Source organism: Streptomyces sp. col6 (genome assembly GCF_008042035.1).
In the GTDB taxonomy this organism is placed as follows: Bacteria; Actinomycetota; Actinomycetes; order Streptomycetales; family Streptomycetaceae; genus Streptomyces.
Genome location: NZ_RDBL01000006.1, coordinates 1,654,716 through 1,673,248 on the forward strand (window position 1 = coordinate 1,654,716; position 18,533 = coordinate 1,673,248).

9 protein-coding genes, 1 tRNA gene and 1 rRNA gene are annotated in these 18,533 nt (G+C 68.7%); 8 read left to right on the forward strand and 3 right to left on the reverse strand.

All coding sequences use genetic code 11. The features are described 5' to 3' along the window. Positions 1 to 25 precede the first annotated feature (25 nt). Positions 26 to 577: a hypothetical protein gene (locus EAO73_RS11405; protein WP_147971249.1), complete on the reverse strand. Its 552-nt coding sequence runs from the start codon at positions 575 to 577 to the stop codon at positions 26 to 28. A gap of 94 nt (positions 578 to 671) precedes the next feature. Next, positions 672 to 911, reverse strand: a complete 240-nt coding sequence (locus tag EAO73_RS11410) for a hypothetical protein (protein ID WP_147971250.1) — start codon at positions 909 to 911, stop codon at positions 672 to 674. Positions 912 to 1,096: 185 nt separating this feature from the next. Here EAO73_RS11410 and thyX point away from each other — a divergent pair, with 185 nt between their 5' ends. From thyX to EAO73_RS11440, 5 genes are all read left to right on the forward strand, one after another. Further along, positions 1,097 to 1,834: an FAD-dependent thymidylate synthase gene (thyX, locus tag EAO73_RS11415; protein WP_147971251.1), complete on the forward strand. Its 738-nt coding sequence runs from the start codon at positions 1,097 to 1,099 to the stop codon at positions 1,832 to 1,834. Between the two features lie 153 nt (positions 1,835 to 1,987). Continuing rightward, positions 1,988 to 2,887, forward strand: coding sequence for a 4-hydroxy-tetrahydrodipicolinate synthase (gene dapA / locus EAO73_RS11420; RefSeq protein WP_147971252.1), 900 nt, complete (start codon positions 1,988 to 1,990; stop codon positions 2,885 to 2,887). A gap of 159 nt (positions 2,888 to 3,046) precedes the next feature. Further along, positions 3,047 to 4,732, forward strand: a complete 1,686-nt coding sequence (locus EAO73_RS11425; RefSeq protein WP_147971253.1) for a ribonuclease J — start codon at positions 3,047 to 3,049, stop codon at positions 4,730 to 4,732. Positions 4,733 to 5,624: 892 nt separating this feature from the next. After that, positions 5,625 to 5,741 (forward strand): 5S ribosomal RNA (rrf, locus tag EAO73_RS11435). Positions 5,742 to 5,915: 174 nt separating this feature from the next. Beyond that, positions 5,916 to 5,988 (forward strand) — tRNA-Thr (locus EAO73_RS11440). Positions 5,989 to 6,058: 70 nt separating this feature from the next. Here the strand turns inward: EAO73_RS11440 and EAO73_RS11445 are convergent. Continuing rightward, positions 6,059 to 8,683, reverse strand: a complete 2,625-nt coding sequence (locus tag EAO73_RS11445; RefSeq protein WP_224756236.1) for a SpoIIE family protein phosphatase — start codon at positions 8,681 to 8,683, stop codon at positions 6,059 to 6,061. Between the two features lie 400 nt (positions 8,684 to 9,083). On the opposite strand from EAO73_RS11445, the gene EAO73_RS11450 reads away from it, so the two are divergent. The 3 genes from EAO73_RS11450 to EAO73_RS11460 all read left to right on the forward strand — a co-directional run bounded on the left by EAO73_RS11450 (position 9,084) and on the right by EAO73_RS11460 (position 18,436). Next, complete coding sequence (locus EAO73_RS11450) at positions 9,084 to 14,561, forward strand: HAMP domain-containing protein (RefSeq protein ID WP_147971255.1); 5,478 nt, start codon at positions 9,084 to 9,086, stop codon at positions 14,559 to 14,561. 245 nt (positions 14,562 to 14,806) lie between these two features. Then, complete coding sequence (locus tag EAO73_RS11455; protein ID WP_147971256.1) at positions 14,807 to 15,484, forward strand: two-component system response regulator; 678 nt, start codon at positions 14,807 to 14,809, stop codon at positions 15,482 to 15,484. Between the two features lie 186 nt (positions 15,485 to 15,670). Continuing rightward, positions 15,671 to 18,436, forward strand: coding sequence for a DNA translocase FtsK (locus EAO73_RS11460; protein ID WP_147971257.1), 2,766 nt, complete (start codon positions 15,671 to 15,673; stop codon positions 18,434 to 18,436). Positions 18,437 to 18,533 lie beyond the last annotated feature (97 nt).

Here is an 18,533-nt window from a genome sequence, read left to right on the forward strand (position 1 = left end):
CCGGACGGCTCCGCGCCGCGTACGACTACCGCGGCCGATACTCGTCCCCCCACGCCTCAATCGTGTCCGCGGCACGATCGAACGCCTCCCCCCGCGCAAGAAAATCCGCGTTGGAGTCCGTCAGCAGCGGCGGCACCGCGTCCCCGCCCTTGCGGACGACGATCAGCGCCTGCCCCTGCACGGTACGGGGGAGCCCGAGCCACTTCACCGGCTGCTGCACCGTCCGTACGGCCGTCGCCCCGTTCCACGGCACGGTCGTCGTCCGGAAGAAGCCCACACGGCGCACACCGTGCCGGCTCACCCAGGCACCGATGCGCAGCATCCGCAGCGCGGACAGGATGATCGCGAGGGCGAGCGCGAGGCACGCCCCCGCTCCGGGCAGCGCTCCGGCGAACGCGATGATCATCCCCGCGAACAGGATGAACGAGGCGAGCAGAAGCAGACCGGCCGCGGCGGCGACCCGCCACGGTCCGGGACGGTAGGGCCGCCGCCAGCTGTCGTGGTCGTCGAACGGCAGCGCGACGTCCTCAGCGTTCGCGTCAAACGCGCGGTCGGCCGTCAGGAAGGGCAGGGGCACGACTGATCCTCACTCACAAGCACGCTCGATTGCTGTGCCCGGTGAGGCTACCGAGGAGATGCCCGGACCGACCACCCCAGGGGGTCCGTCCGGGTCAGCGCCCGTGCGCGGCCTCGGTCTGCTGCGTGTGTGCCGGTGCCTGCTCGGGCCCCAGCGCGGGCAGACCCAGGAGCAGCGATCCGACGAGGCCGCCGACGACGACGAGGCCGACCAGGACCCGTCCCGCCCGCTCGGAGACGGTACTGCGGGGGCGGGGCGGCGGGGTGACGTTACTGCGGAATCGGTCGGCCTCGGCCACGAACGAGAACGGGACGGATTCACGCCGGCGGAACATGGGGTGGCTCTCCTTCGAAACTCTTTCGGGTGGTGCTACCGAGTCAGACGCACGACTACCCCGATCGGTGCCCCGAATCGCCGATTCGTCCGGGAAATCATAAGAAAGCCACCGGGCGGAAGCGGGGGCGGGGCGGCCCGTAGAGTGGACGCCGCCCGAGCGACGCCATTGGAAGGACCCCGTCGGTGACCGACACCCCCGAGCCCACAAAGGCCCACTTCCGCAGCGATGTCACCGTTGACCTGGTGAAATCGGCCGCGGGTGACGCCGACGTACTGTTCGCAGCCCGTGTCTCCACGGCCGGCGAGCAGTCCCTGGAGGAGGTCACCAAGGACCCCGAGCGTTCGAAGGGGCTCATCAACTACCTGATGCGGGACCGGCACGGCAGCCCGTTCGAGCACAACTCGATGACCTTCTTCATCAGCGCCCCGATCTTCGTGTTCCGCGAGTTCATGCGGCACCGCGTCGGCTGGTCGTACAACGAGGAGTCGGGTCGCTACAGGGAGCTGCAGCCGGTCTTCTACGTCCCGGACACGTCCCGCAAGCTCATCCAGCAGGGCCGGCCCGGCAAGTACGAGTTCGTCGAGGGCACCCCGGAGCAGCACGCGCTCACCAGCCGGGCCATGGAGGACTCCTACCGGCAGGCCTACGACGCGTACCAGGAGATGCTGGCGGCGGGCGTGGCCCGCGAGGTGGCCCGCGCGGTGCTTCCGGTCGGCCTGTTCTCCACGATGTACGCCACCTGCAACGCCCGCTCGCTCATGCACTTCCTCGGCCTGCGTACGCAGCACGAGATGGCGAAGGTGCCGTCGTTCCCGCAGCGGGAGATCGAGATGGTCGGCGAGCAGATGGAGGCCCACTGGGCGCGCCTCATGCCGCTCACCCATGCAGCCTTCAACAAAAATGGACGTGTCGCCCCATAGGGCGGTGTCCGTATTGCGGCGTTTCGAGAAGTTCATCTAGGCTGATCAAACGGACCCGGCACTGCTTGAACCCCCGAGCAGGCAGTGCCGGGCTCCTCTTGCTTGTCCCCCCGAGGGGGCACCGTGTGCCGAGCAACGAGTAGCGTGTTACCCATGGCTCCGATCTCCACTCCGCAGACCCCCTTCGGGCGGGTCCTCACCGCTATGGTCACGCCGTTCACGGCGGACGGCGCTCTCGACATCGAGGGCGCGCAGCGGCTCGCCACCCACCTGGTGGACGCAGGCAACGACGGCCTGATCATCAACGGCACCACCGGCGAGTCCCCGACCACCAGCGACGCGGAGAAAGACCAGCTCGTCAGGGCTGTCCTCGAAGCGGTGGGCGACCGGGCGCACGTCGTCGCCGGCATTGGAACCAACGACACCCGCCACAGCATCGAGCTCGCCCGCACCGCCGAGCGCAGCGGTGTCCACGGCCTGCTCGCCGTGACCCCGTACTACAACAAGCCGCCGCAGGAGGGCCTGCTGCGGCACTTCACCGCCATCGCGGACGCCACCGGCCTGCCGGTCATGCTGTACGACATCCCGGGCCGCAGCGGTGTGCCGATCGACACGGAGACGCTCGTACGTCTCTCCGAGCACCCCCGCATCGTCGCGAACAAGGACGCCAAGGGCGACCTCGGCCGCGCCAGCTGGGCCATCGCCCGCTCGGGTCTCGCCTGGTACTCCGGCGACGACATGCTGAACCTGCCCCTCCTGTCGGTGGGCGCGGTCGGCGTCGTCTCGGTCGTCGGGCACGTCGTCACCCCGGACCTCCGGGCGCTCATCGAGGCCCACCTCGGCGGAGACGTACAGAAGGCCACCGAGATCCATCAGAAGCTGCTGCCGGTCTTCACCGGAATGTTCCGCACACAGGGTGTGATCACCACCAAGGCCGCGCTGACGCTCCAGGGCCTCCCGGCAGGCCCGCTGCGCCTGCCCCTGGTTGAGCTCACCGAGCAGGAGACCGCCCAGCTCAAGATCGATCTCGCCGCCGGCGGGGTAGAGCTCTGACAACGGACTTCACAACTGAATACGTGCTTCACCACTGAAGGCGCGAAGAAACACCGAAACACCCGCTCCACAGCACCACCCAAGACAACAGCAAGTGCACGAATGACATGCGCGCCACGTGCCCAAGCGGTACGTGGCGCGCGTGGTAAGGAGAGTCTTTTGAGTCATCCGCATCCTGAACTCGGCACCCCGCCGAAGCTCGCGAAGGGCGCCCTCCGGGTCACCCCGCTCGGCGGCCTCGGCGAGATCGGCCGCAATATGACGGTCTTCGAGTACGGCGGCCGTCTGCTCATCGTCGACTGCGGCGTCCTCTTCCCCGAGGAGGAGCAGCCCGGCATCGACCTGATCCTGCCGGACTTCACGACCATCCGGGACCGCCTCGACGACATCGAGGGCATCGTTCTCACGCACGGCCACGAGGACCACATCGGTGGCGTCCCGTATCTGCTGCGCCTGAAGCCGGACATCCCGCTGATCGGCTCCAAGCTGACCCTCGCCCTGATCGAGGCCAAGCTCCAGGAGCACCGCATCCGTCCGTACACCCTGGAGGTCGCGGAGGGGCAGCGTGAACGCCTCGGGGTCTTCGACTGCGAGTTCATCGCGGTCAACCACTCCATCCCGGACGCCCTCGCGGTCGCCATCCGGACCCCTGCGGGCATGGCCGTCGCCACCGGCGACTTCAAGATGGACCAGCTCCCGCTGGACGGCCGCCTCACTGACCTGCACGCCTTCGCCCGGCTGAGCGAGGAGGGCATCGACCTTCTGCTCTCCGACTCGACGAACGCGGAGGTGCCGGGCTTCGTACCGCCCGAGCGGGACATCCAGAACGTTCTGCGCAACGTCTTCGCCAATGCGCAGAAGCGCATCATCGTGGCGAGCTTCGCCAGCCATGTGCACCGCATCCAGCAGATCCTGGACACCGCTCACGAGTACGGCCGCCGGGTCGCCTTCGTCGGGCGTTCGATGGTCCGCAACATGGGCATCGCCCGCGACCTGGGATACTTGAAGGTCCCCGCCGGTCTGGTCGTCGATGTGAAGACCCTCGACGACCTGCCGGACGACGAGGTCGTGCTCGTCTGCACGGGCTCGCAGGGTGAGCCGATGGCCGCCCTGTCCCGGATGGCCAACCGAGACCACCAGATCCGCATCGTCCAGGGCGACACCGTCATCCTGGCCTCGTCCCTGATCCCGGGGAACGAGAACGCGGTCTACCGCGTGATCAACGGGCTCTCCCGCTGGGGGGCCAACGTCGTCCACAAGGGCAACGCCAAGGTCCACGTCTCGGGCCACGCCTCTGCCGGTGAGCTGCTGTACTTCTACAACATCTGCCGGCCGAAGAACCTGATGCCGGTGCACGGCGAGTGGCGCCATCTGCGAGCCAACGCCGAGCTCGGTGCCCTCACCGGCGTGCCGAAGGACCACATCGTCATCGCCGAGGACGGCGTGGTCGTCGACCTCATCGACGGCAAGGCCAAGATCGTCGGCAAGGTCCAGGCCGGGTACGTGTACGTCGACGGCCTCTCGGTCGGCGATGTCACCGAGACCTCGCTCAAGGACCGCCGCATCCTCGGCGATGAAGGCATCATCTCGGTGTTCCTGGTCGTCGACAGCACCTCGGGCAAGATCGTGGGCGGCCCCCACATCCAGGCCCGGGGCTCCGGCATCGACGACTCGGCGTTCACCGCGGTCGTGCCGAAGATCGAAGAAGCGCTCAACAAGTCGGCCCAGGACGGCGTGATGGAGCCCCACCAGCTCCAGCAGCTGATCCGCCGCACGGTGGGCAAGTGGGTCTCCGACACCTACCGCCGGCGCCCGATGATCCTCCCCGTGGTGGTTGAGGTCTGACCCTCCGGCAGGCTCGAACTCAGGAGCGGGGCCCCCGATTTGCATCGGGGCGCCCCGCTCCAGTACGTTTACGTCTCCGCCTCACCGGGAAGCACCGCGCGCACTCGTGCGCCCAGAAGCTTCCGAAGAGGGGCGGGAATTCCGACTCAGAACTTCTGATAAAGTCGGAGTCGCCGGAAAGGGAAACGCGAAAGCGAAGAACTGGAAAGCGAAACCCGCTTCGGCCGGGAATCGGACACGAAAGAGTCTGATAGAGTCGGAAACGCAAGACCGAAGGGAAGCGCCCGGAGGAAAGCCCGAGAGGGTGAGTACAAAGGAAGCGTCCGTTCCTTGAGAACTCAACAGCGTGCCAAAAGTCAACGCCAGATATGTTGATACCCCGGCCTGCTTCAGCAGGTTGGTGGTTCCTTTGAAAGCCCTGCCGAGTCATTGACTGGGCAGGCAAAAACACAGCGAGGACGCAGTGGACAACGGGTCTTATTCCGGCCTTTGTTGTTCCGCTCTCGTGATGTGTTCCCCGATTACGGGAAAACATTCACGGAGAGTTTGATCCTGGCTCAGGACGAACGCTGGCGGCGTGCTTAACACATGCAAGTCGAACGATGAAGCCCTTCGGGGTGGATTAGTGGCGAACGGGTGAGTAACACGTGGGCAATCTGCCCTTCACTCTGGGACAAGCCCTGGAAACGGGGTCTAATACCGGATAATACTGAAGGGTTAAGGCTCCCAGTAGACGACTGGGTTGATAGGCCAGATGTGGAAGCCCGGTAACGGGTGGAGCTGACTGGTACTAATAGGCCGAGGGCTTGTCCTCAGTTGCTCGCGTCCACTGTGTTAGTTCTGAAATAACGAACGGCCGTGTTTTCATCCGGTTGGTTCAATTTCATAGTGTTTCGGTGGTCATTGCGTTAGGGAAACGCCCGGTTACATTCCGAACCCGGAAGCTAAGCCTTTCAGCGCCGATGGTACTGCAGGGGGGACCCTGTGGGAGAGTAGGACGCCGCCGAACTCCTTTTAGGAAGAGCCCCGTGCCCTTGTGGCACGGGGCTCTTTCGCGTTCCGGGACGATCCTGGTTCATCCACCCCGCCGGCCCGTAGAAGGCGGGCGGGAACGGTGTGTCGGGTGGTTTTGCATAACCCCTGGCTCAGGGTATGCTTTAGCTCGTTGCCGCAGGGCAGCAAGGCCCCAATAGCTCAGTCGGTAGAGCGTCTCCATGGTAAGGAGAAGGTCTGCGGTTCGATTCCGCATTGGGGCTCAGAACAAGAAAGGCCCCGCCTGTCGGCGGGGCCTTTCTTCATGTGTGGGCGAGGGTCAACCGGGCCCGGCTAAGCCGGGTGCGGTTCCGGGACGCGCATCGTGAGGATGGCCATGTCGTCCGAGGGCGGGTCGGCGGCGAAGCGCTCGACGGCCCGGAGAATGCGTGCGGCGACCGCGCCCGCCGTAAGCCCCGTGCAGTGGGCGAGCACGTCCGCCAGGCCGTCGTCGCCGAGCATCCGCGTACCCTCCCGGCGTTCCGTCACACCGTCCGTCACGCACAACAGGACGTCGCCCGGCTCCAGCGTGAACTCCTGCTCGTACAGCTCCAGGTCCTCCATGACGCCCAGCAGCGGCTGCGGGTCCGCCGCCGGCTCGACCGAGCCGTCCTGGCGCAGCCGTAGCGGCAGCGGGTGGCCGGCGCAGACGACCTTCAGCAGCGCGCTGCCGTCCTCCTGCGGCCACAGCTCGCCGTAGAGCAGCGTGAGGAAGCGGCTGCGGCTCCCCTCGTCGAGGATGGCGGCATTGAGTCGTTCCAGGACCGCGGGGCCGCCGAAGCCCTCCCGGGCCAGCAGACGCAGCGCGTGGCGGGCCAGACCCGTGACGGCCGCCGCCTCCGGCCCCGTACCGCAGACGTCGCCGATGGCGAACCCGTAAGCGCCGTCGCGGATCGGGAAGACGTCGTAGAAGTCGCCGCCGACCTCGTTGCCCTCGCCGGCCGCGCGGTAGATGACGTCGACCTCGACGTTGGGCACGGTCGGCAGGCCCGGCGGCAGCAGGCTGCGCTGGAGGGACTGGCTGATCGCCGTGCGCTCCGAGTAGAGGCGGGCGTTGTCCAGGGCCAGGGCGGCCCGGCGGGACAGGTCCTCGGCCAGTTCCAGGATCTCCTGGCGGAAGTGGTCGTCGGACGGCTTGCCGAGCGTGAGCATGCCGATGACCCGGTTGCGGGCGACGAGGGGCAGGACCACGGTCTCCCCGCCGACCGCCGCGGCGGTCGCGAGTGTCGTACGGGTGCCCGCGCCGAGGCCGCCGGGGTCGCCGATGCCGATACTGCGCATCGAGGTCTGCAGCGCCGCCTCGTGGGCGGCCCGGGACGGCGCGGTCCAGACGCGGGCGCCGGGGGTCGGCACCGGCTCCGGCGGGGAGATCTTGGTGAGCAGGGCCTTGAGGCCGTCGATGCGCTCCTCGTCCTCGTGCAGCACGTAGGAGAGCTCCGGCTCCGATGCCTGGTCGGCGATCGTGTAGACGGCGCACCACGTCGCCAGCGTCGGGACCGTCATCTGGGCCATCAGCGCCAGCGTCTGGTCCCGGTCCAGGGTGCCCGCCAGCAGGTCCGACGCCTCGACGAGGAAGGACAGCGAGCCGCGGCGCAGCCGTTCCAGCTCGCCCAGCCGTGCCGACTCGACCGCGAGGGCGATCCGGTCCGCGGCGAACTGGAGACGCAGTGCCTCCTCGTTGGAGTAGCGGCCGGCGGCCTCGGCCGCGACGCCCAGGGAGCCCGTGAGGCGCCCCTCGACCTTCAGCGGGACCGTGACCACCGAACGCATGCCGGTGTTGCCGAGCAGCGGGACCGCGCCCGGCACGGCGTCCAGGTCCTCGTGGACGGCGGGCATCCGTGCGGAGCCGTACCGTCCGGTGCCGGCCTCGACGGGAACGCGGGCGAACCGTTGGCGGGCGGAGGGCAGGCCGGTTGTGGCCCGCACCTCCAGTTCGGTCTCGTCGTCCGTGGCCAGCAGCAGGAAGGCGGCGTCGGCGTCGAGCATGTCGCGTGCCCGCTCGACGGTGCGCTGGAGCAGGCCGTCCAGGTCGTCGGGGGCGGGGGAGCCGATGAAGACCTCGAAGGGGTCCGTCTTGCGGCTCTCGGCGGCGTCGGAGACGGGGACGCGCACCGGGGTCTGGAGGACCGCGCGTTCGTAGTCGCGCACCAGGAGGCAGACGGTCGACGGTTCGCCCTCGGTGTCCCGGACGCGCAGGTGGGAGCCGTAGACCGGGATGGTGCGGCCGTCGGCGCCCCGGATGCCGTAGCTGCCCTCCCAGCGCGAGAGGCGCAGGGCGTCGGCGATGCCGGTGCTGGTCCCGGGGGTCTGCGGCCAGGCGGTGAAGTCCGTGAGCTGCTTGCCGGTGACCTGGTCCGCAGTGTGGCCGAACAGGTACGTGGCGTCGTCGTTCCACGCGGCGATCGCGCCCGAGCTGTCGATCTGGACGACGGCGACCCTGACCCGCTCGTCCGCGACCGGGAGCAGGCCGACGGGCAGGAGCGGCCCGGCCGAGCGGACGCCCACCGGGCGGTCCGGAAGATCGAGCTGGAACCAGACATGTTTGTGGGTGGGGGAGTACTCGACGCCCCACCGGGAAGCGAGAGCCGCGCAGAGCAGCAGACCGCGGCCGTTCTCGCTGTCGGAGTTGCCGAAGTTCAGCCCGGCCGGCTGGAGCGGGATCTCCCGCTCCGGGTAATGGTCGGCGATCTCGACCCGGACGCCGTCCTCCGTGCGCAGACACAGCACGTCCGCGGCGGTGCCCGCGTGGACCACTGCATTGGTGACGAGTTCGCTGGTCAGGACCACCGCGTCGTCGACGACGTCGGTGTAGCCCCAGCCCTGGAGCGTGTCGCGGACAAAGGCACGGGCCGTCGCGACGGAGCGCGCCACCGGGTCGAAAGTGGCAGTCGCACGCGCCGTGATCACAGCACTCCCCATATGGTGTCTCGTCGCTTCCCCGAGTCCTGTGCCCGTTTCTCGCCGCTTCGATTCGCCTGCCAGGCTAGACGTTCCTCCCGCGCACCGGGTACACGAGGTCCGACTTCGGACAGGGCCGGGCGGGAACGGACGGGTGACCGACCAGGATGGGCTTCCCCTCGGAGGGATGTGGGACAACCATGGGACGTTCCACCCCGACCGGTTCCCGCCTGGTAGGTTTCAACGATTTGACGTCCGCATGGTCACCCGTCGACGGTGGGCTGTGGCGGTGAGCCGGCGAAGTTGTGGGCAAGCTCTCGGACGAGGTCCTAGCGAGATGGTCAACCCCTGCGGGAGGGACACGGTGGAGTCTGACGTGGCGGCGCGGGGTTCAGGCACGCGCAGTAAAGGCGGACAGTCCGTGAAGAAGCAGCGCAATGGAACCGTCGAGGTCGACGCCGCGGCGCTCCACAGACTGCTGGCCGGTCTGGTCGCCATGCGCGACGGGAACTTCCGCAGGCGCGTCACGGTCTCCGGCGAAGGCGTGATGGCGGAGCTCGCCGCGGTCTTCAACGAGGTCGCCGACCGTAATGTGCACCTCACCGGCGAGCTGGCGCGGGTCAGGCGCGTGGTCGGCCGCGAGGGCAAGCTCACCGAGCGTCTGGAGACGGGCGCCTGCGAGGGCTCCTGGGCGGCCGCGATCGATGCGTCCAACGAGCTGGTCGACGATCTCGCGCGGCCCGTCTCCGAGGTCGGGCGGGTGCTGTCGGCGGTGGCCGACGGTGATCTCGAACAGCGGATGGAGCTGCGTTCCCACACGGCGGACGAGACGGTACGGCCGCTGCGCGGGGAGTTCCTGAAGGTCGCCCGTACGGTCAACAACCTCGTCGACCAGCTGTCGGCGTTCACCGAGCAGGTGACGCGGGTCGCGGTCGAGGTGGGCACCGAGGGCAAGCTCGGCGGCCAGGCCCAGGTGCGCGGGATGTCCGGGTCGTGGAAGGACCTCACGGACTCCGTCAACACCATGGCGTACCGGCTGACCGCACAGGTGCGCGACATCGCCCTGGTGACGACGGCGGTCGCGAAGGGCGACCTGTCGCGGAAGGTCACCGTCCATGTCGCCGGCGAGATGCTCCAGCTGAAGAACACCGTCAACACGATGGTGGACCAGCTGTCCTCGTTCTCCTCCGAGGTGACCCGGGTCGCCCGTGAGGTGGGGACGGAGGGCGAGCTGGGCGGCCAGGCGGTCGTGCCGGGCGTGGCCGGGGTGTGGAAGGACCTCACGGACTCCGTCAACACGATGGCCGGCAACCTCACCTCCCAGGTGCGGGGCATCGCGGAGGTGACGACGGCGGTCGCCAACGGCGACCTGTCGCAGAAGGTGCAGGTGAGTGCGCGCGGCGAGGTCGCCCAGCTCGCCGAGACGATCAACCAGATGACCGAGACGTTGCGCACCTTCGCGGACGAGGTCACCCGTGTGGCCAGCGAGGTCGGTGGTCAGGGTGTGCTCGGCGGCCAGGCGCAGGTGCCGGGCGCCGCGGGCACCTGGAAGGACCTCACCGACTCGGTGAACACGGTCTTCCGTAACCTGACGATCCAGGTGCGGGACATCGCCCAGGTGACCACGGCGGTCGCCAGCGGTGACATGACGCAGAAGGTCACCGTCAACGTGGCCGGCGAGATGCTGGAGCTGAAGAACACCGTCAACACGATGGTCGACCAGCTCCAGTCCTTCGGTTCGGAAGTGACCCGGGTGGCCCGGGAGGTCGGTGTCGAGGGCCGGCTCGGCGGGCAGGCCGAGGTGCCGGGCGCCGCGGGCACCTGGAAGGACCTCACGGACTCCGTGAACACGGCGTTCCGGAACCTGACCGGTCAGGTGCGGGACATCGCGCAGGTGACGACGGCGGTCGCCAACGGCGACCTGTCGCAGAAGGTCACCGTCGATGTCGCGGGCGAGATGCTGGAGCTGAAGAACACCGTCAACACGATGGTGGCGCAGCTGTCCTCCTTCGCCGACCAGGTCACGCGGATGGCGCGGGACGTGGGCACCGAGGGCCGCCTCGGCGGTCAGGCGCGGGTGGACGGTGTCTCCGGTACGTGGAAGGAGCTGACCGACTCCGTCAACTTCATGGCGGGGAACCTGACCTCCCAGGTGCGCCAGATCGCCCAGGTCACGACGGCGGTGGCGCGGGGCGACCTGTCGCAGAAGATCGACGTGGACGCGCGCGGCGAGATCCTGGAGCTGAAGAACACCATCAACACGATGGTCGACCAGCTCTCCGCCTTCGCGGAGCAGGTGACGCGGGTGGCCCGCGAGGTGGGCACCGACGGCCGCCTCGGCGGCCAGGCCCAGGTGCCCGGCGTGGCCGGTGTGTGGCGTGATCTGACGGACTCGGTGAACGGCATGGCCGGGAACCTCACCGCTCAGGTCCGTAACATCGCGCAGGTCGCCACGGCGGTGGCGCGCGGTGACCTGTCGCAGAAGATCGACGTGGACGCGCGCGGCGAGATCCTGGAGCTGAAGAACACCCTCAACACCATGGTCGACCAGCTCTCGAACTTCGCGGAGCAGGTGACGCGGGTGGCCCGCGAGGTGGGCACCGAGGGGATCCTCGGCGGTCAGGCCGAGGTGCAGGGGGTCTCCGGTACGTGGAAGGACCTCACGCAGTCCGTCAACGGCATGGCGAACAACCTCACCCTGCAGGTGCGGAACATCGCCGAGGTGACCACCGCGGTCGCCAACGGCGACCTGTCCAAGAAGATCACCGTCGACGCCAAGGGCGAGATCCTCGAACTGGTGACGACCGTCAACACGATGGTCGACCAGCTGCTCAACTTCGCCGACGAGGTGACGCGTGTCGCCCGTGAGGTGGGCACCGAGGGCATCCTCGGCGGCCAGGCGCGGGTGCGCGGGGCGACCGGCATCTGGAAGGACCTCAGCGACAACGTCAACCTGATGGCCAACAACCTGACCAGCCAGGTGCGCAACATCTCCCGGGTCTCGTCCGCCGTCGCCAACGGCGACCTGACGAAGAAGGTCACCGTCGAGGCGCGCGGCGAGGTCGCCGAGCTGGCCGACACCGTCAACACGATGGTGACGACCCTGTCCTCGTTCGCGGACGAGGTGACCCGTGTCGCCCGCGAGGTGGGCACCGAGGGCGAACTGGGCGGCCAGGCGCGCGTCCCGGGCGTCTCGGGTACGTGGAAGGACCTCACCGAGTCCGTGAACTCGATGGCGTCGAACCTGACGGGTCAGGTGCGCCAGATCGCCGCCGTCACGACGGCCATCGCCAAGGGCGACCTGACCAAGAAGATCGACATCGACGCGCGCGGCGAGATCCAGCAGCTGAAGAACACCATCAACACGATGGTCGACCAGCTGTCGTCGTTCGCCGAGCAGGTCACCCGCGTCGCCCGTGAGGTGGGTACCGAGGGCCAGCTGGGCGGCCAGGCGCGGGTGCGGGACGTGGACGGCACCTGGCGCGACCTCACCGAGTCGGTGAACGAGATGGCGGGGAACCTGACCCGTCAGGTGCGGGCCATCGCGGCCGTCGCCACGGCGGTGACGCGCGGCGATCTCAACCTGAAGATCGACGTGGACGCGGCGGGCGAGATCCAGGCCCTGCAGGACAACATCAACACGATGATCGCGAACCTGCGCGACACCACCGCCACCAACAAGGAGCAGGACTGGCTCAAGGGCAACCTCGCCCGGATCTCCGGTCTGATGCAGGGGCGGCGCGACCTGGACGACGTCGCCTCGCTGATCATGAGCGAGCTGACGCCCGTGGTCTCCGCGCAGCACGGCGCCTTCTTCCTGGCCACGCCCACCGGCGAGACCGACGCGCTGGGCGGCGAGGCCGAAGGGGCCTACGAGCTCCGCATGCGGGGAAGCTACGGCTACTCGGCCGGCTCCATGCCGACGTCGTTCCGGCCGGGCGAGACGCTCATCGGCACGGCAGCCGAGGAGAAGCGGACGATCCAGGTGGACAACGTTCCGCCGGGCTACCTGAAGATCTCCTCGGGGCTCGGCGAGGCGCCGCCCGCGCATGTGATCGTGCTGCCGGTGCTGTTCGAGGGCAAGGTCCTCGGCGTCATCGAACTGGCCTCCTTCCAGCCGTTCACGCACATCCAGCGGGACTTCCTCAACCAGCTCGCGGAAATGATCGCGACGAGCGTCAACACCATCAGCGTCAACACGACGACCGAGAAGCTGCTCGAACAGTCGCAGGAGCTCACCGAGCAACTGCGCGACCGCTCGCAGGAATTGGAGAACCGGCAGAAGGCCCTCCAGGCGTCCAACGCCGAACTGGAGGAGAAGGCCGAGCTGCTGGCCCGCCAGAACCGCGACATCGAGGTCAAGAACACCGAGATCGAGGAAGCGCGCCAGGTCCTGGAGGAGCGCGCCGAACAGCTCGCCGTCTCGATGCGCTACAAGTCCGAGTTCCTGGCGAACATGTCGCACGAGCTGCGCACCCCGCTCAACTCGCTGCTCATCCTGGCCAAGTTGCTGGCGGACAACGCCGAGGGCAATCTCTCGCCGAAGCAGGTGGAATTCGCCGAGACGATCCACGGGGCCGGTTCCGACCTGCTCCAGCTGATCAACGACATCCTCGACCTGTCGAAGGTCGAGGCGGGCAAGATGGACGTCAGCCCGACCCGGATCGCCCTGGTGCAGCTGGTCGACTACGTGGAGGCGACCTTCCGGCCGCTCACCGCGGAAAAGGGGCTGGATTTCTCCGTACGAGTGTCGCCGGAGCTGCCGGCGACGCTGCACACCGACGAGCAGCGGCTGCTCCAGGTGCTGCGCAACCTGCTCTCCAACGCGGTGAAGTTCACCGACAGCGGGGCCGTCGAGCTGGTGATCAGGCACGCCGGCCAGGAGGTGCCGGACGCCATCCGCGAGCAGCTGCTGGAGGCCGGTTCGCTGCGGGACGCGGACGGCGATCTGATCGCCTTCTCGGTGACCGACACGGGTATCGGGATCGCCGCCAGCAAGATGCGGGTCATCTTCGAGGCGTTCAAGCAGGCGGACGGCACGACCAGCCGCAAGTACGGCGGTACGGGTCTCGGCCTCTCCATCAGCCGCGAGATCGCGCGGCTGCTGGGCGGCGAGATCCACGCGGCGAGCGAACCCGGCCGGGGCTCGACGTTCACGCTGTACCTCCCGCTGCACCCGAGTGAACTCCCGCCGCAGGGCTACCCGCAGATCGCTCCCGGACCGGCCGAGGGCCAGACCGGCACGGCCGAGGGCGGTCGGGCTGTCGAGGCCGGGCAGGTGTATGTGCCGGGCCCCCAGGACATCACGCAGTCCTCGCCGCTTTCGCGCGGTGGACAGGAGCCCGGAGGCGCGGCGGGACGGCTGAGCCAGCGGCGCAAGGCGCTGGGAGGCGGGCGGCAGCAGCCCGCGCTGCCGCCGCGTCCGGCACCCGTACCCGCTCCGCAGCCGGCCCCGGCAGCGCCGCAGGAGTCGTGGGCCCTGGGCGGTCAGGACGAGCCCGAGGTGCGCAGGACGTTCCGGTTCAACGGCGAGAAGGTACTGATCGTCGACGACGACATCCGCAACGTCTTCGCGCTCACCAGCGTGCTGGAGCAGCACGGACTGACGGTCCTGTACGCCGAGAACGGACGCGAGGGCATCGAAGTCCTGGAGCAGCACGATGATCTGACGGTGGTGCTGATGGACATCATGATGCCGGAGATGGACGGTTACGCGACCACCTCGGCGATCCGCAGGATGCCGCAGTTCGCCGAGCTGCCGATCGTGGCGCTGACCGCGAAGGCGATGAAGGGCGACAAGGAGAAGGCGCTGGAATCCGGAGCGTCGGACTATGTCACGAAGCCGGTCGATCCCGACCATCTGCTTTCGGTCATGGAGCGGTGGATGCGCGGAGAGTGAGCGCTCGCTGAGCGAATCCACGTAGATTTGTTGATCGATGATGTCCGGAGGGGTGTGGGAACGCGGATTGCCGGGAACCTTCTGGTCTCCCGCCGCGTTTTCGGTACGTGCACAGTGACATCGCGGTGACAGGGTGTGGTGACCGCCGGGGTGCGGCTACCATGACCGGCACAAGGACGGACGGCGTAAGGGAGCCGTCCCCCGGGGCGGCGCCCGGTGCAATTCCGGGGCGAGGAGGACGGGCCATGGTGCAGAAGGCCAAGATCCTCCTGGTCGATGACCGGCCGGAGAATCTGCTGGCGCTGGAGGCCATCCTCTCTGCGCTCGATCAGACACTGGTACGGGCATCGTCAGGGGAGGAGGCGCTCAAAGCGCTGCTCACGGACGACTTCGCGGTCATTCTGCTGGACGTCCAGATGCCGGGCATGGACGGTTTCGAAACCGCCGCGCACATCAAGCGACGGGAGCGGACCCGGGACATCCCGATCATCTTCCTCACCGCGATCAATCACGGTCCGCACCACACCTTCCGGGGTTACGCGGCCGGCGCGGTGGACTACATCTCGAAGCCGTTCGACCCGTGGGTGCTGCGGGCCAAGGTCTCGGTCTTCGTCGAGCTGTACATGAAGAACTGCCAGCTGCGGGAGCAGGCGGCCCTGCTGCGGCTCCAGCTGGAGGGCGGCGCATCGGCGAGCGCCCAGCAGGAGAAGGAGCCGGCCGGTCTGCTGGCCGAGCTCTCCGCGCGGCTCGCTGCCGTCGAGGAGCAGGCGGAGGCGCTGTCCAAGCAGCTCGACGACGAGTCCGCGGACGCGGGCGCGGTGGCGACGGCCGCCCATCTCGAACGGAAGCTGACCGGACTGCGCCGCGCGCTGGACGCGCTGGAGCCCGGCACCGGCGGGGCATCGGCGGCCGTTCCCTCGTAAGGGCGCACCCGCCTTGTGTGCGGGGCGCCTTCGGGCGGGCCGGGGACAACTGACCGGCGGGTGCGGGCTTTCGGCATGCGCCGGCCGGTGAGGGCGCGTCAGTTTCCGGCCCCCGCAGGGCGACACGGACGGGTGAACCGGTACGCGCACGTGTTCACCGGCGTGGACACCGGTAACCTCGGGCCCATGGCCTCACGTACGTCCGGCAAGGGTTCCCAGGGCACTGCGGACACCGCGAAGCGCGTCGGCGGTGGCCCGGGTCCGGCGAAGAAAGCCGCGCCCGCCAAGAAGACCGCAGCCAAGAAGAGCGCGCCCGCGAAGAAGGCGCCCGCCAGGAAGCCACCGGCCAAGAAGGCCGCCCCGCCGCCACCGGCGCCCTCGCCCACGAACGGGGTGTACCGGCTGGCGCGGGCCGTCTGGCTCGGCGCGGCCCATGCCGTCGGGGCGATGTTCCGTGGCATAGGGCGCGGCGCCAAGGGCCTCGACCCCGCCCACCGCAAGGACGGCGTCGCGCTGCTGCTGCTCGGCCTCGCGCTGATCGTCGCCGCGGGCACCTGGTCGAACCTGCGCGGTCCCGTGGGCGACCTCGTGGAGATGCTGGTCACCGGCGCGTTCGGCCGGCTCGACCTGCTGGTGCCGATACTGCTGGGTGCCATCGCGGTGCGGCTGATCCTCTATCCCGAGAAGCCCGAGGCCAACGGCCGCATCGTCATCGGACTGTCCGCCCTGGTCATCGGGGTGCTCGGCCAGGTCCACATCGCGTGCGGCTCGCCGGGGCGCGACGAGGGAACCGAGGCCATGCAGGACGCGGGCGGCCTCATCGGCTGGGCCGCGTCCAAACCGCTGATCTTCGCCATGGGCGAGGTGCTGGCCGTCCCGCTGCTCCTGCTCCTCACCGTCTTCGGCCTGCTGGTCGTCACGGCGACCCCGGTGAACGCCATCCCGCAGCGGCTGAGGCTGCTCGGCGTCAAGCTCGGCATCGTCGAACCGGCATACGACCCTGAGGCGCCGGAGGACAACGACGACGAGCGGTACGACGACCAGTGGCGCGAGAGCCTGCCGGCGCGCTCGCGCCGCTCCCAGGCGCCCGACGCGTACGACCCGGACCATGCCGAGGCCGAGGCGCTGTCCAAGCGCCGCAGGCCGCGCAGGCCCTCGGTGCAGCCCGCGATGAACCGCCCGATGGACGCGGTCGACGTCGCTGCCGCCGCTGCCGCGGCGCTGGACGGGGCCGTGCTCAACGGCATGCCGCCCTCGCCGGTCGTCGCCGACCTGACCCAGGGCGTCTCGGTGGACCGCGAGCGTACGGGCACGCCGGTGCCGGGTGCCAGGGAGGCGGAGTCCGCCGAGAGGCCCGCCGGGAAGCGCAGGGAGACCACACCGGCCGGTGGCGTACCCGATCTGACCAAGCCCGTTCCCGACCGCTCCGAGTCGCAGCCGCTGCCCGCCCGCGCCGAGCAGCTCCAGCTCTCGGGCGACATCACGTACGCGCTGCCCTCGCTCGATCTCCTGGAGCGCGGCGGCCCCGGCAAGACCCGCAGCGCCGCCAACGACGCGATCGTGGCCTCACTGACCAACGTCTTCACCGAGTTCAAGGTGGACGCCGCGGTCACCGGCTTCACCCGCGGGCCGACGGTGACGCGGTACGAGGTGGAGCTCGGCCCGGCCGTGAAGGTCGAGCGGATCACCGCGCTCGCCAAGAACATCGCGTACGCCGTCGCCAGCCCCGACGTCCGCATCATCTCGCCGATCCCGGGCAAGTCCGCGGTCGGCATCGAGATCCCCAACTCGGACCGGGAGATGGTCAACCTCGGCGACGTGCTGCGGCTCGCGGACGCGGCGGAGGACGACCACCCCATGCTCGTCGCGCTCGGCAAGAACGTCGAGGGCGGCTACGAGATGGCCAACCTGGCGAAGATGCCGCACGTCCTGGTGGCCGGTGCGACCGGCTCCGGCAAGTCCTCCTGCATCAACTGCCTGATCACTTCGATCATGGTGCGGGCGACGCCGGAGGACGTCCGGATGGTCCTCGTCGACCCCAAGCGCGTCGAGCTGACCGCGTACGAGGGCATCCCGCACCTGATCACGCCTATCATCACCAACCCCAAGAAGGCCGCCGAGGCCCTGCAGTGGGTCGTGCGGGAGATGGATCTGCGCTACGACGACCTCGCGGCCTTCGGCTACCGGCACATCGACGACTTCAACCACGCCGTGCGCACGGGCAAGCTCAAGACGCCCGAGGGCAGTGAACGGGAGCTCGCGCCGTACCCGTATCTGCTGGTGATCGTCGACGAGCTGGCCGACCTGATGATGGTCGCCCCGCGCGACGTCGAGGACTCGATCGTCCGCATCACCCAGCTGGCCCGCGCCGCCGGCATCCATCTGGTGCTCGCCACGCAGCGGCCCTCGGTGGACGTCGTCACCGGTCTGATCAAGGCGAACGTGCCCTCCCGGCTCGCCTTCGCCACCTCCTCGCTCGCCGACAGCCGGGTCATCCTGGACCAGCCCGGCGCCGAGAAGCTCATCGGAAAGGGTGACGGTCTGTTCCTGCCGATGGGGGCGAACAAGCCGACCCGCATGCAGGGCGCCTTCGTCACCGAGGACGAGGTCGCGGCCGTCGTCCAGCACTGCAAGGACCAGATGGCCCCCGTCTTCCGCGACGACGTGGTGGTCGGGACGAAGCAGAAGAAGGAGATCGACGAGGACATCGGCGACGACCTCGACCTGCTGTGCCAGGCCGCCGAGCTGGTCGTCTCCACCCAGTTCGGATCGACCTCGATGCTCCAGCGCAAGCTGCGGGTGGGCTTCGCCAAGGCCGGGCGGCTGATGGACCTGATGGAGTCCCGCAACATCGTGGGACCCAGCGAGGGCTCCAAGGCCCGCGACGTCCTGGTGAAACCGGACGAGCTGGACGGGGTGTTGGCACAGATTCGCGGGGAAACCGGTTCGTAAGAGTTTTGCGGGCAACCGTTTCGTCGGGCCGTACGTCAAGTTGAAGGGAGGGACGGAACGTCCTTCCCCGGGGCGGCCCGGCGAAACCGGCTCTGTT